Source organism: Kaistella sp. CFF1-2 (assembly GCF_059509915.1).
Window position 1 is genome coordinate 707,943 of the sequence record NZ_JCAKLF010000001.1, and the last position, 14,697, is coordinate 722,639.

Annotated in this window: 10 protein-coding genes; 5 read left to right on the forward strand and 5 right to left on the reverse strand. The window is 37.3% G+C overall.

Going from position 1 to position 14,697, the window contains the following annotated elements; all coding sequences use genetic code 11:
* Positions 1-10: 10 nt before the first annotated feature.
* The 5 genes from AC5XHR_RS03285 to glgB form a co-directional block, all read right to left on the reverse strand.
* A complete protein-coding gene (locus tag AC5XHR_RS03285) occupies positions 11-2,809 on the reverse strand; it encodes a 2-oxoglutarate dehydrogenase E1 component (protein WP_495949349.1) in 2,799 nt (932 codons plus the stop codon).
* Positions 2,810-2,907: 98 nt separating this feature from the next.
* On the reverse strand, positions 2,908-3,930 hold the full coding sequence (locus AC5XHR_RS03290; protein WP_495949350.1) for an SRPBCC family protein: 1,023 nt from the start codon (positions 3,928-3,930) through the stop codon (positions 2,908-2,910).
* 109 nt (positions 3,931-4,039) lie between these two features.
* Entirely contained in the window at positions 4,040-5,311 is a 1,272-nt protein-coding gene (locus AC5XHR_RS03295; RefSeq protein ID WP_495949351.1) for a glucose-1-phosphate adenylyltransferase, read from the reverse strand.
* A 53-nt stretch (positions 5,312-5,364) separates the two neighbouring features.
* Positions 5,365-6,774, reverse strand: a complete 1,410-nt coding sequence (locus AC5XHR_RS03300) for a glycogen synthase (protein ID WP_495949352.1) — start codon at positions 6,772-6,774, stop codon at positions 5,365-5,367.
* A 38-nt stretch (positions 6,775-6,812) separates the two neighbouring features.
* Positions 6,813-8,798 (reverse strand): 1,4-alpha-glucan branching protein GlgB, encoded by a 1,986-nt coding sequence (glgB, locus tag AC5XHR_RS03305; protein ID WP_495949353.1) that lies wholly within the window; start codon positions 8,796-8,798, stop codon positions 6,813-6,815.
* A gap of 287 nt (positions 8,799-9,085) precedes the next feature.
* Here glgB and AC5XHR_RS03310 point away from each other — a divergent pair, with 287 nt between their 5' ends.
* From AC5XHR_RS03310 to AC5XHR_RS03330, 5 genes are all read left to right on the forward strand, one after another.
* Positions 9,086-10,195: an alpha/beta hydrolase-fold protein gene (locus AC5XHR_RS03310; RefSeq protein ID WP_495949354.1), complete on the forward strand. Its 1,110-nt coding sequence runs from the start codon at positions 9,086-9,088 to the stop codon at positions 10,193-10,195.
* Between the two features lie 5 nt (positions 10,196-10,200).
* Entirely contained in the window at positions 10,201-11,616 is a 1,416-nt protein-coding gene (locus AC5XHR_RS03315; RefSeq protein ID WP_495949355.1) for a M17 family metallopeptidase, read from the forward strand.
* A gap of 113 nt (positions 11,617-11,729) precedes the next feature.
* Positions 11,730-12,944 (forward strand): ATP-grasp domain-containing protein, encoded by a 1,215-nt coding sequence (locus AC5XHR_RS03320; RefSeq protein ID WP_495949356.1) that lies wholly within the window; start codon positions 11,730-11,732, stop codon positions 12,942-12,944.
* 18 nt (positions 12,945-12,962) lie between these two features.
* On the forward strand, positions 12,963-13,682 hold the full coding sequence (locus tag AC5XHR_RS03325; RefSeq protein WP_495949357.1) for an alpha/beta hydrolase-fold protein: 720 nt from the start codon (positions 12,963-12,965) through the stop codon (positions 13,680-13,682).
* Positions 13,683-13,720: 38 nt separating this feature from the next.
* Positions 13,721-14,677, forward strand: a complete 957-nt coding sequence (locus AC5XHR_RS03330) for an ATP-grasp domain-containing protein (RefSeq protein ID WP_495949358.1) — start codon at positions 13,721-13,723, stop codon at positions 14,675-14,677.
* Positions 14,678-14,697: the final 20 nt, after the last annotated feature.

Below are 14,697 nucleotides of genomic sequence, written 5' to 3' on the forward strand. Positions count from 1 at the left end.
TATTCTTCACTTACGCTTTTACAGTGTTGCTTGCTTTTTCGAAAACGCGATTGATAACACCCGACTGATTTCTGTCGAACATTTTATGGCTTCCTGGCGCAGGCGATCCACTTGGAACTGGTGCTACAACATCGATTCCTGTATCTCTAAGATTTCTCAAGATGAACGTCCAAGCTCCCATGTTTTCTGGTTCTTCTTGTGCCCAAACTAGAGATGTTCTTTGGTTGTATTTCGCAAAAAGCTCATCTAATTTTTGTTTATCAAGCGGATATATTTGCTCCAAACGAACTAAAGCAACACTTTCGTCGTTGGTTTCTTCTTTCTTCGCCAATAATTCGTAGTATAATTTACCAGAACAAAGAACTAATTTTTCCACTTTAGAAGCATCTGCTGTTGCATCGTCAATAATCGGTTGGAATTGTCCTTCAGCTAAATCTTCAAGAGACGAAACCACTTTTGGATGTCTCAACAATGATTTTGGCGACATCACGATTAATGGCTTACGGAAACTCCATTTCATTTGTCTTCTCATCATGTGGAAGAAGTTGGCTGGAGTTGTACAATTAGCCACAATCATATTTTCATTTGCACAAAGTGCTAAAAATCTTTCTAATCGAGCCGAAGAATGCTCTGCACCTTGACCTTCGAAACCGTGAGGAAGCAACATCACCAATCCGTTTTGGATTTTCCATTTCTCTTCCGCTGCAACCAAATATTGGTCGATAATAATTTGGGCTCCGTTTACGAAGTCACCAAATTGTGCTTCCCAAATCGTTAACGTGTTTGGAGAGGCCATTGCGTATCCATAATCAAATCCTAAAACTCCGTATTCTGACAAATGAGAATTATAAATATGGAATTTCGAATCTGAAACATGCTGTAACGGAATGTATTCTTCTTCGTTATCTTCTGTCTTTACAACGGCGTGTCTGTGAGAGAACGTTCCTCTTTCCACATCTTCACCCGAAATACGAATGTTTTTACCTTCGGTTAATAAAGTTGCATACGCTAACCATTCACCAACAGCCCAATCAATGCTATCCGAATCAATCATCTTCAAACGAGCATCAAACAATCTTGTGATTTTATTGATGAATTTTTTATCCGCTGGAAGCGTTGACATTTTCACCGCCAATTCTTTTAATTGAGCCAATGGATATTTCGTATCAACTGGAGTTAAAACTTCCGATTTTCTTGAGAACGCATAATCTTTCCAATCATTTGCCATGAAAATCTCCATGGTGTTGCGTTCAATTTCTTTAGAAGCATCAAAATCTTTATCTAAAAGCGCTTTGAATTCAACTTCCATTTTCTTTAAAACCTCATCCGAAACTACATTTCCATTTTTCAATTTCTCTTTGTAGATTTCTCTTGGATTTGGATGTTTTGAAATTGTTTTATACAACTGAGGTTGCGTAAATCTTGGTTCATCACCTTCGTTATGACCGTACTTTCTGTATCCTAAAAGATCAATGTACACGTCTTTTCCAAACTTAGCTCTGAATTCTGCAGCGAAATGCAATGCGTGAACGACTGCCTCTACATCATCTGCATTCACATGCATTACTGGAGAGTCCGTTACTTTCGCAATATCCGTGCTATAAATAGACGATCTAGAATCGGTATAATTGGTTGTAAACGCAACTTGATTGTTCACAACGATATGAACTGTTCCACCTGTTCTATATCCTTCTAAAGTCATCATTTGAGCAACTTCGTACACAATTCCTTGTCCAGCAATTGCACCGTCACCGTGAATGATGATTGGTAAAACTTTATTGAAATCGTGGTACTTGTTATCCACTTTTGCACGAGAAATCCCTTCTACCAATGCAGCAACGGTTTCCAAGTGCGATGGATTCGGCGTTAAGTTGATAATCACCTCTTCTCCATTTGCCGTTTTGATCGTGTTGGTAGAACCTAAGTGATATTTCACATCACCAGAAAACACATCTTCTTCAAACTCTTTCCCTTCGAATTCTGAGAAAATTTGCTTGTATGATTTACCAAAAATATTTGTCAAAACATTTAATCTACCACGGTGTGCCATACCCAAAACCACTTCCTGAACTCCTAATTTTGAAGATCTCGTGATTAATTGATCTAAAGCAGGAATCAGCGATTCGCCACCTTCCAATGAAAATCTTTTTTGACCAACAAATTTCGTGTTCAAATAATTTTCAAAAGCTACGGCTTGATTTAGTTTATGTAAAATTTCCGTTTTTTCTTCAGCTGAAAGCGAGGGATGATTTTCATTGACCTGTAGGAATCTACGAATGAAATCGCGTTCTTCCACATTGTGAATATGCATATACTCTACCCCGATAGAATCGCAATAGATGTTATCCAAATGCGTAATAATCTCTTGTAAAGTAGAAGCTTCCTTCATCCCAGTTTGCACCGCACAGTTGAATTTTCTTCCCAAATCTTCCTTCGTTAAACCGAAATTTTCGATATCCAACGTTGGCTGATAATGTCTGCGCTCTCTAACAGGGTTTGTTTTTGTAAAAAGATGACCTCTTAATCGGTAGGCTTCAATAAGGTTTACCACCTTAAACTCTCTTCGGATGTCCTCCGGAACTTCTCCGTTAGCCGAAGCTTGTTGTGCTTGTTGCACCACATTAGCACCAGAAGCTACCGGTGCGCTCCCAAAATAATCTTCATCGCCATAGTTTTCTAGAGCGAAGTCGAAACCTTGAAAAAAGGCTTTCCATGAGGGTTCTAAGGAGTCTGGATGCTTTCTGTACTGCTGATATAAATCTTCAATCAGCTGCGAATGTGCTGCATTCAAAAATGAAAATCTGTCCATTATTTTCGATGTCTATTTTTCTAATTTTGGTAATCCACAAATCTAATAAATTTTGGTTGGATACGGCCAAAATAAGTCATTGATTTTACTAATTAAACCTATTTAAAGACTGGTAGCTCCATTTTCATCATCACATCCGAATTTTCTTCTGGAGGTTCAATGAACGTTTGCATTAAGTCTAAGTGTCGCATGGTGTCTTTTTTCGCCTTTTGAAGCAACTTAGAGATCGCATTTTGCCTTCCCGCAAAGCTTCCTTTGTAAAAAATTGTATACACTTTGCTTGCATTAAGTGTTCGGAAACTGAAATTATTATCGGAAACTCCGATACGTTTTGATAGCGGAATTCCCATATAGTAAGACACTTCTTTATCTTTAAAATTAGAAGCTTCATTAATCATCACTGGAAGCCCAACCTCATCTTCGCCTTTTCCTAGATCGCTGGTGACAAAATTGAACACTTTGCTGTAATTCATCACAACATTTTTCTGCAATGCATCTTTCTTATTGGATGTACTTACGTTAACTCCCAGAAGCAACTGTCCCTCGAACTGATCCACCATGACGGAATCGTATTTAATGTTCTGAAGTTGCTCGTCTTTATCCACTTTATTGGCCAACATATTTTTAAGGTTGGTCATACTTTTTTCCAAATTCTCGACAAATTCTTCTTCTGTCCAAAAGTTGACAGGACGTTGTAACAACGGTAATTTCGGAGAATGTACATACCATGTTATTTTGGTTTTTGTATCCGAAATTGCTTTGAATTTAAGATCAATCACGTACGGATTGTTATCCTCATCTTCAAAAAGTTGGTATTTCAACGTTTTGAATTTATTCTCATATCGGATATACATTTCTCCAGCTTTATCGCCCTTTATTTCACGAAAACGAATAGCGCTTCCCTGCCCTTCATAAGGTTTAAAATAGTCAATATTCAAGTTTTTTTCATTGGAAAAATACGCATTCCAACGAACAAAATTCTGAAAATTATTAAACTGTGGAAAAACCTTTTCCATAGGATAATCAATCTCTTTTTCTACTGTAAAGGTTTTGCTTTCATCCACAAAAAAATACATGACTGCTGTATAAATCCCGAACAGAGCGAGAAGGATGAGTACCATAAATTTGAACCAACGCATCCGACAAAATTAGGATTAAAAATACGGCTATACAACATTCTTGCACACAAAAAAAAGAGCACTTTCGTACTCTTTCTATTTCATTTGTCTATTAACCAATTTGGGTTCCTGGTTCTATTACGGCATTCTTTTTCACAACAACGATTCCATCTTTTATCGAGTGCGTGTGAAAATCTCCATCAGGAAGATGTTTTCCTCCAATAATGCGAACATTATTCCCGATGCTGCAGTTTTTATCTAGAATTGCTTTGTCTATATAACAGTATTTTCCGACACCCAGATTTGGTGCTCCAACCTGGTCTTTTTCAATAATATCATTCGTATTTTGATAATAATCAGATCCCATGATGTACGAATTAACAACCGTACTTCCTTTATCAATACGTGTTCGGTTTCCGATAATTGAATTTTCAATTTTATCAGCCATGACGATACATCCATCTCCAAAAATCGCTCGATTAACATACGATCCTAATATTTTAGAAGGTGGAAGCATTCGCGCTCTTGAGTAAATAGGCGATGAACTAAATAAATTGAATTTCGGAAAATCTTGACACAAATCTAAATTAGCATCAAAAAACGAATCGATTGTTCCGATATCCGTCCAGTAGCCGTTGTATTGGAAACTCAAGGTGTTATAGCCTCTTTCAATCGCATTTGGAATTAATTCTTTACCGAAATCGTCCCCTTTATCTTCAGCAAAAATTTTTTTCAGAACGCCTTTTGAGAAAATATAAATTCCCATTGAAGCGAGATATTCTTTTCCTTCACTTCGAGACGCATCAGAAACTTCGGATTTCCAATCCCCTAAAATATCGTTATCTGGTTTTTCAATAAACGAGGTAATAACGCCATCATCATTGGCTTTCAAAATTCCAAATCCGGTTGCATCTTTGGCGTTAACGGGAATAGTAGCAATAGTAATATCGCCCCCATTATCTTCATGAAATTTCATCATTTCACGGAAATCCATTTGATACAATTGATCCCCAGACAAAATCAAAATATGATCGTATTCGTATTTTTCAAGATGCTTCATGGTTTGTCGAACCGCGTCTGCAGTTCCTTGAAACCATTGATCGCTATCCACATTTTGTTCTGCCGCCAAAATATCTACAAAACCACGACTAAACGTGTCAAAATGATAGGTATTTTTAATATGCGAGTTCAATGAAGCAGAGTTGAACTGCGTAAGAACCATAATTTTATTGTAGCCCGAATTCAAACAATTGGAAATCGGAATATCCACCAAACGGTACTTTCCTGCGATAGGCACAGCAGGTTTAGAACGGGAATAAGTTAATGGAAAAAGGCGAGTTCCTCTACCACCACCTAAAACAATTGAGATTACATTATTACTCATTTTCAAGTGTTATTGCTTTATAGATTTATGTATTGAAGTTACAAAATATTTACTCATACAGAGTACATTTTCAAATAATTTTGAGCTGAATTTTCCCAAGAAAAATCAAAACTCATATTGGTATGAACCAATTCGTTCATGTATCCCGTGTTGTAGTATAGCCCAAGTGCGCGATGCATGGCATGAACGACATCATCGGCACCCGCATTTGCGAAATTAATCCCAGCACCACCGCTAGAAACATCTTCAACGGTATCACGCAAACCGCCTGTATATCGAACAATCGGAATTGTTCCGTAACGCATCGAATACATTTGATTTAAACCACACGGCTCTACTCGCGATGGCATCAGTAGAAAATCGGCTGATGCATAGATTTTATGCGACAAATACTCTTTATACCCTAAATCGAGCGCGAAATTGGTGTAATTATAACTCAAACCTTTTAATGCGTTTTCAATAGCAGGATCGCCAGAACCAAGGATAATAATATTCAAAGCACCTTTGGACTGTTGAATACTTTTTGAAACAATATCAGGAAGAAAATCAGCTCCTTTTTCGCCCGCAAAGCGCCCAATAAAAGCAAAAAGTGGCAAATCTGGATTTAAATTATACTCATTACACAAGTCCAATTTATTTTTCCATTTCCCCTCTAAAGCCGTTTCATTATCGAAATTCACAGCCAAGAAATCGTCCGTTTTGGGATTCCAAACTTCGGTATCAATTCCATTAATAATTCCGTACGCTTTTGCATATTCCTGTTGAACCAACTTTTCCAAACCTTTGAACGATTGAAAAAGTTCTTCCAAATATCCTTCTGAAACCGCATTAAACGCATCACAACATTTAATCATCGCTGCTAAAGGGTTAATATAACCTGCCCAATCTAGTAAACCTAAATTCGATTTTCCATCAACCCAAGGGAAATAATCGAGCATCGACCAACGCATTTGCCCTTGATATTCACCATTATGAATTGTCCCTATCGTTTTTACTCCTTTCAAGAAGCTAAATTCTGGACAATGCTGTATCATAAAAGGAACCAAACCTGTGTGATAATCGTGACAATGCAGAATATCGGGTTTAATTTTCATCGCTGACAACCAATGCAAAACACCGTGTTGAAAAGCTAAAAACTGCTGGCTTTCATCCCAATAACCATACGGATTATCACGATCTAGCAAACCTGGAATTTTCACCAAAAACAAGTCGAAACCCAACGTATTAGAACGTTCCTTCAGTATTTGAACTTGATGCATTTGATCTTTCTGATGAATATAGCCCTCGAAAACCAATTCGAAATCATGATCATGAACAAAAGGTTTATTGTACCAAGGCATCACCACCTTCGCATCTATACCTTCTATTTTGTTTTGATACTTGGGAAGCGCTCCCACCACATCTGCTAAACCGCCAACTTTGGCTACAGGATAGCATTCCATACTCAAATGATATATCGTCATTGGCTTGCGATTTTTATTTCTAAACTCAATCGTGTTTTTTATTTTTTAGGAGATTTCAATCTAATTGGCTTTAGTTTTTTAAATGCTTTGGCTTCCAATTTGCCTTTTTTACTTGGTTTATCAGCCATTCTTTTCAAAACAACACCTGACAAAGCTGGTAAGCGAACTAAAATTGAATTCGGTTTATTCATCCAATCCGAATCAAATTCTTGTAAAACCTCCGCATGAACTCCGCTTCCCCCAAATCGTTCTTCATCCGAATTCAAAATCACCTTCCACGTACTATTTTCTTCAACACCAATTTTATAGTCTAAAACTCGAGGTGTTAAATTTAAAATCGTCATGGTTTCATCACCCTGATTTTCCCCTTTTCTAAGATAAACATAAATCGAATTATCTTCATCATTGGCTTCAACCCAATCAAATCCTTTTGGGTTAAATTGCAATTCGTACAAAGATTTTTCTGATCTATATAGATGATTTAAAGCTTTAACAAAGTCATTTAAACCTTGATGAACAGGATAATCTAAGAGATGCCAATCAAGCGATGCGGCAAAATTCCATTCTGACGTTTGTGCAATTTCATTACCCATAAACAATAATTTTGCGCCAGGATGTGTAAACATAAACGTATACAGTGTCCTTAAATTGGCAAATTTTTGCCATTCGTCCCCCTTCATTTTGTAAATCATACTGGCTTTTCCATGAACGACCTCGTCGTGAGACAAGGGCATCATGTAATGTTCATTGAACGCATACATGGACTGAAACGTAATTTTATGATGATGGTATTTGCGATGCACGGGATCTTCTTTGAAATAATCCAACGTATCGTGCATCCAGCCCATCATCCATTTCATTCCGAAGCCAATTCCACCATTGTGAACAGGCTTGGTTAAGTTTGGAAAATCTGAACTTTCCTCCGCAATCGTTATAATATCTGGAAACTCACGATACACCGTGGTATTCATTTGTTTTAGAAAAGCTTCTGCTTCAAGATTAACATTTCCGCCGCGAATATTTGGCTCCCATTCGCCTTCATTTCGAGCATAATCTAAATATAACATCGAAGTCACCGCGTCTACTCTTAAACCATCTGCATGATAGCGATCCAACCAAAAAGCGGCATTGGAAATCAAAAACGATTTCACTTCATTTCGTCCGTAGTTGAAAATATGTGAGTTCCATTGAGGATGAAATCCTTTTCGCGGATCTTCATGTTCGTACAAGAACGTTCCATCAAAAAAGTGAAGTCCATTCGCATCTCCAGGAAAATGTGACGGAACCCAATCCAGAAAAACACCGATATCGTTTCGATGCAATTCGTTGATTAAAAACATTAAATCTTGAGGCGATCCAAAACGTGAATTGGCCGCAAAGAAACCAGTAATTTGATAACCCCAACTAGGTTCATACGGGTGCTCCATCACGGGCAAAAACTCCACATGCGTGAACTCCATTTTTTTGAGATAGGGAATCAAACGCTCTGCAATTTCACGATAACTGAAGAATCGTTTTGGATCATCCATACCTCGCATCCAAGACCCCATATGCATTTCGTAAACGGAAATAGGCGCTTTCAGATTATTAAATTGATAACGTTTTGCCATCCAATCTTGGTCGTTCCATTCAAACCAATTCGTAGAAACCAAAGACGCGGCTTGAACATTTTGCTCCCAGCTTAAAGCGTACGGATCACTTTTCTCCAATAAAACACCTTGACGCGTTCTAATGGCATATTTGTAAACCGTTCCCCAAGAAAGACCCGGAATAAAGCCTTCCCAAATCCCAGAACCATCCCATCTTGGATAAAGCGGATGCGCAAACGAATTCCATTGATTAAAATTTCCAATAACAGAAACTTCTTTAGCATTGGGCGCCCAAACCGAGAAATAAACACCCTCTTTTCCATCCACCACAACCGAATGCGAACCCATTTTTTCGTACAAACGACTATGCGTTCCTTCTCGAAATAAAAAGATATCGTGGTCCGTAAATAAAGTGTAAGGTTGGGTTGCGTTCATAAAATCGGATTTATCAATCACTTGTTCTCAATTCTTAAATTTACAAAATTCTTTGAAGCAATGCCGATTTTTAAAAATAAATTAAGAAAAAGATCAAGTCTTAGTAAATAATTCATTTTTGACGTTCAAATCCGCTGTAACACGACACTTGATTCATAAATAATTCATATTTGCTTAAAAATGAAATTAAATACGAAGGTTTTTATATTGAATTTCAAAACTTTTCCCACAAAAAAACCGCATAATTTTTCTACTTTTAAGGTTTTGAAAAATGCAGATGTAAACCCATGATTTTTAATCTCGAAACTTTAGATACAGACGACCGAAAAATATACATTACCGGGAATTTCAATGCTTGGAATCCCAAAGATGCAACCTATATCCTTCAACAAAAGGATGAAAATCATTTTTTTATAGAAATCGAAGACGAAATTCTACCAGAAAAAATTGAATATAAATTCACCAAAGGAGGCTGGGAAAACGTTGAACTGGATCTATATGGCTCCATTACACCCAACAGAAAAACCTTAAAAAAAGACAAAAAAACAAACGATATTGTTACAAAATGGCGTTTGAATTGGGGACCCTTCAAAAAAGAACTTTTTCCAATTGCAGAAGTTGTTGCGGAAGAATTCTACATTCCACAATTGGATCGATATCGTAAAGTTTGGGCGCTTTTGCCGCACGATTATCACACGAGCAAAAAAGAGTATCCTGTTTTGTACCTTCACGATGCTCAAAATCTATTTAACGAAGGAAGTTTGTACGGAAATTGGGAAATCGATAAAAAACTTTCCATCCTGACTGAATACGGTCGTGGCGATCTTATTGTCGTTGCGGTTGATCATGGAAAAGAATCTCGAATCAATGAGTACATCTTCGATAACGACAATGTTTCCAAAGGTTCTGAAGGAAAAAAATACATACGTTTTATAACCGATACATTAAAACCGTTTATTGACCAAAAATACCGAACCAAAAAAGACCGCGAACACACCGGAATTGGCGGTAGTTCACTTGGAGGCTTAATCAGTATTTACAGTGGTTTTTTATATCCTGAAGTGTATTCGAAATTGTTGATTTTTTCACCCTCTTTATGGGTGGAACCGAACAATAATTTCCCGATGTTCACCTTTAAAAATCCGTATAAAACGAAAGTTTATCTCTATGGAGGCGAATTGGAAGGCTCGCAAATGGTGAATCGAATTTTCACCTTTGAAGAAAAGTTAAAAGAATGGGAAGACAAAAAATTATTTGATTTCCAAATTCGAAAAAGCATCAATCCAGACGGAACGCACAACGAATATTTTTGGTCACAAGAGTTCCCACGAGCGATTGAATGGCTTTATTATGACAATACCGAAAACCCTGTAGAAGTAGCACCAATACAATCTTAAACACAATGAAAAACAATCCTTTTATCCTAAAATCAAAAAACGCAAAACAAACATTCAGCCTTTTTTCAGAAGACCAATGGAAAGAAAAATCAGCTTCATATCCTACTGAAATTCAACATTTTTTTAGCGGAAAGAAGAAAGAATTTTTCGTTTTAACGCATCAAAACAAAACGGAGTTTCTTATTGGTTTAGGAAGCGATCCAAAGACTTTCGAACTTCAAGAAGTCGGCGAAAAGTTTTCTTCAGCCTATTCAAAAAACATTCAATCGGTTGAATCCAATATCGTTAGTGATTTGAATCCATCTGATCTGGAAGCTTTTGTTTTAGGATTATTTTTAGGTTCGTACCAATATCCATTTTCGGAAAAACATCCAATTTGGAACTCAAAATTTAAACTAGATATTCCAAATTCAACCAAAAAATCGAATGAAAAACTTGCCCAAAAAGTTGACGCATTTTGCACTGGGCAATTTGCTGCGATGGATTGGTTAAACAAACCCGCAAACTTCAAAAAAACACCTCAAGTTACCGATTTTCTGAAGAAAATATCCAAAGAATTTGCATTTGATCTTCAAATTTTCAATCGTAAGGAATCGGAAAAGTTAGGATTAGGTGCCTTTGTAGCCGTGAATCAGGGAAGCGCAGAGGATTGTGCATTTAGCATTATTAAATATAACGGCGGAAAGAAAAATGCAAAAACCATTGGTTTAATTGGGAAATGCGTTCTTTTTGACACGGGAGGTATTTCCATTAAGGGTTCTGCAAATTTACATTATATGAAATCAGATATGGGAGGCGCAACAGCCGTTATCGGAACTTTAATTACTGCTGCAAAACTTCAACTTCCGATTAATATTATTGCGATTTTGCCCGTGACTGATAATGCGGTTTCAGATCGAGCGTACTTGCCAAGTGACGTGGTAACAGCGTATAATGGAAAAACAATTGAAGTTTTAAATACCGACGCCGAAGGCCGAATGACGCTTGCAGACTCCCTAGCCTACCATACGAAAAACTTCAAAACCGAATATTTAATTGACCTTGCAACGCTTACAGGAAGCGCCGTGCGAATGTTTGGTGATACCTGTGGAGCCTTATTCTCCAATGATGAAGGTTTGCAAAAAGCGTTGATAACTTCAGGCGACAAAACCAATCAGCGTTTATGGAATATGCCGATGTGGGATGTTTGGAATGATGATTTCAAATCCGATGTTGCTGATTTTAAGAACATTTCTATGAAACCAGTTGGCGACTGCATCGTTGCCGCAAAATTCCTTGAACATTTCTTAGAAAATGAAGTAAAATGGGCACATTTGGACATTGCTGGAGTCGCTTTCGGAAATACCAATTATTCAAAAGAAAAAGCAGCAACGGGTTACGGTGTTCAATTATTGATTGATTTTATTGAAAATTTAGCATAAAATTGATCTAAATATCAAAATTTCTCTGTATTATTACATTAGAGTTTCTGATTTCTTATGTCGTTCTAGCAACATCAGACGCACGAAACCGATAAATCCACACACTTTAATGTATGAATATGGAGGAGAAAACGATAGTTTGTATTTCCTGCTACTATAAAGGATATGATTTCATGGACGAGATGAAAAAATTAGGGAATAAAGTCATCCTAATTACATCATCGAAACTTCGTGATAAAAACTGGCCGTGGCACGCAATAGACGAAACATTTTATATGAACGAAAGCGCTCCTTCCGTTTGGAATATGGAGCATTTGGTTCAAGGATTTTCCCATTTACTTACGACACGAAAAGTAAGTGCCGTCGTTGCTTTGGATGACTATGATGTTGAAAAAGCAGCATTAATCAGAGAAACATTCCGTATTCCAGGGATGGGACAAACCACGCATCGTTATTTTCGTGATAAATTAGCCATGCGTCAACAAGCTTTAGATACGGGAATTTCAGTTCCAGAATTCACATCTATATTTAATAATGATGATGTTACTGCTTTTGTTGAAAAAGTTTCTCCACCTTGGGTTCTGAAACCTCGTTCGGAAGCCTCAGCTAGTGGAATTAAAAAGCTTCACACCAAGGAAGATCTTTGGCAAGCCATTGAAAATCTGAAAGAAGAACGTCATCTTTTTCTTCTTGAAAGCTTTAAACCGGGCGATGTTTATCATGTTGACAGTTTAACGTATCATAAAGACATTGTGTTTACATGCTGTTCAAAATACTTAGCTCCACCGATGAGCGTTTCGCATGATGGTGGCGTTTTCAGAACAAAAACATTGAATCGCTATTCCGATGAATTTGCGGAATTAAGTAAAATCAACGAAGAAGTTCTTCATAATTTCGGATTGCAAAACGGAGCTACACACACCGAGTTTATTCGTGGAACCGACGGTAAATACTATTTTCTCGAAACCTCTTCACGAGTTGGCGGCGCCAATATTCCTGATTTGGTAGAAGCGGCGACAGGAATAAATATTTGGCGAGAATGGGCTCGACTAGAAAATTCATTACTCAACAAAAAAGAATATACGTTAGCTAAACCTACGGGGTTTTCGGCTGGCTTGTTAATTTCACTAGCCAACGAAAAAAATCCAGACACAACTCCATTTGATTCGGATGAAGTTCATAAATACATAACACTCGACCATCATATTGGAATTGTCTTCAAATCAAATGATGAAGCTTTGGTTCAACGACGTTTGGACGAAGCTGCGGATTTGGTTACCGAGAAATTACTCAACGTTATTCCGCCACAAACCAAACCAACTTCTTAATTAAAAAACGGAGCAACCATGCCTAAAATTGAACATACAGATTATTATTCTAACATACTCGGGATGCATGTTAATGTGGAAGTAACCGGTCATTACGGTTATCCATTGATTATGTTTCCCACATCGCAAGGTTCGTATACGCAAAATCACGATTTCAAACTAAACGATAGCATCAGTTGGTTTGTGGATCAAGGAATTATTAAAATTTACAACGTACAAACCATTGATAAAATAAGCTTTTACAACAAAAGTATTTCGCCTGCAGATCGCATTCGAAACTACGAACTTTGGGTTCAGTTTATGCATCAGGAATTTATTCCTGCCATTCAAAAAGCACATCAAACGCATCGCGTTGCGTTGGCTGGAGCTAGTTTTGGTGGCTATCATGCTGCAAATTTAGCATTTCGATTTCCCGATTTAGTTTCACATATGTTTTGCCTTTCGGGAACGTTCTCCATCCGAAATTTCATGGATGGTTACGACAGTGATTTGGTGTATTTCAATTGCGCGAAAGACTTTATCCCAAATGATGAAGCCTGGAAGTACAAGCACATGCATATCGTTTTAAGCACCTCCGATCAAGATATTTGTTTGGAACCCACGAAAGAAATGGCGGCGCTTTTAGATGCAAAAGGAATCAACAATTGGTACGACGAAAGAAAATGGATTAATCACGATTGGCCGCTTTGGCGAATGGTTTTTCCAATGTTTATCGGTCGATTATTTGGAAATAGTTAAAAAATTAAAAATAAGTAAAACTAAAAATTCACAATATTATGAGTAAAAAAGTAGGAATCCTTTTTGGGATGGAAGATACCTTTCCATGGGCATTTATAGATAAAGTAAATGAATTGGGAAATGGCGAAATTATTGCCGAACCCGTTTCTATTGACAAATTAGAACAAGGTGCAGATTATGGTTATGCGGTAATAATCGATCGTATCTCACAAGACGTTCCTTTTTATAGAGCCTACCTTAAAAATGCTTCTGTTAATGGCACCTACGTTATCAACAATCCGTTTTGGTGGAGCGCAGATGAAAAATTCTTCAACAATGCATTAATGTTGAAATTAGGAATTCCACTTCCGAAAACCGTACTTCTTCCGTCTCACGAAAGACCAACAAATACATCGGAAACATCTTTTAGAAATTTAAAATTCCCACACGATTGGGAGTATATCTTCAATTACATTGGTTTTCCAGCGTATATGAAACCGCACGATGGTGGCGGTTGGAGAAACGTTTATCGCGTAGAAAATCCGGAAGATCTTTGGAATAAGCTTTCAGAAACAGAACAATTGGTGATGATGGTTCAGGAAGAAATCATTTTTGACGATTATTACCGTGTCTATTGCTTGGGCAAAAAATACGTACACATTATGCCGTACGAACCAAGAAATGAACCTCATTTACGTTACGCAACCGAACATAAAACGAAAGGCGAAGAATTAACGAAATTGCTGAAGCAAATTGAAGAATTGACCATCAAAATGAATGAGGCTTTAGGTTATGACTTCAATACGGTGGAATTTGCAGTTCGTGATGGAATTCCGTACGCAATTGATTTCTGTAATCCAGCTCCTGACGCAGACAGAAACTCTGTTGGGGAAGAAAATTTCCAATGGATTATTGAACACGCAGCTAAATTAGCAATTGAAAAAGCAAAAGAATACAAACCTGGAGTTCCGAATATTTCTTGGGGAACATTCGTAACCGATTCTATTAAAAAGTAACTGATTTTCTTTGAAAATCG

What these genes read in the sequence shown, in the direction of transcription:
- AC5XHR_RS03325 (WP_495949357.1), top strand. Translation starts at nt 12,963, where the DNA reads ATGCCTAAAATTGAACATACAGATTATTATTCTAACATACTCGGGATG.
- AC5XHR_RS03315 (WP_495949355.1), top strand. Translation starts at nt 10,201, where the DNA reads ATGAAAAACAATCCTTTTATCCTAAAATCAAAAAACGCAAAACAAACA.
- AC5XHR_RS03285 (WP_495949349.1), bottom strand. Translation starts at nt 2,809, where the DNA reads ATGGACAGATTTTCATTTTTGAATGCAGCACATTCGCAGCTGATTGAA.
- AC5XHR_RS03310 (WP_495949354.1), top strand. Translation starts at nt 9,086, where the DNA reads ATGATTTTTAATCTCGAAACTTTAGATACAGACGACCGAAAAATATAC.
- AC5XHR_RS03290 (WP_495949350.1), bottom strand. Translation starts at nt 3,930, where the DNA reads ATGGTACTCATCCTTCTCGCTCTGTTCGGGATTTATACAGCAGTCATG.
- AC5XHR_RS03295 (WP_495949351.1), bottom strand. Translation starts at nt 5,311, where the DNA reads ATGAGTAATAATGTAATCTCAATTGTTTTAGGTGGTGGTAGAGGAACT.
- AC5XHR_RS03320 (WP_495949356.1), top strand. Translation starts at nt 11,730, where the DNA reads ATGAATATGGAGGAGAAAACGATAGTTTGTATTTCCTGCTACTATAAA.
- glgB (WP_495949353.1), bottom strand. Translation starts at nt 8,798, where the DNA reads ATGAACGCAACCCAACCTTACACTTTATTTACGGACCACGATATCTTT.
- AC5XHR_RS03330 (WP_495949358.1), top strand. Translation starts at nt 13,721, where the DNA reads ATGAGTAAAAAAGTAGGAATCCTTTTTGGGATGGAAGATACCTTTCCA.
- AC5XHR_RS03300 (WP_495949352.1), bottom strand. Translation starts at nt 6,774, where the DNA reads ATGACGATATATCATTTGAGTATGGAATGCTATCCTGTAGCCAAAGTT.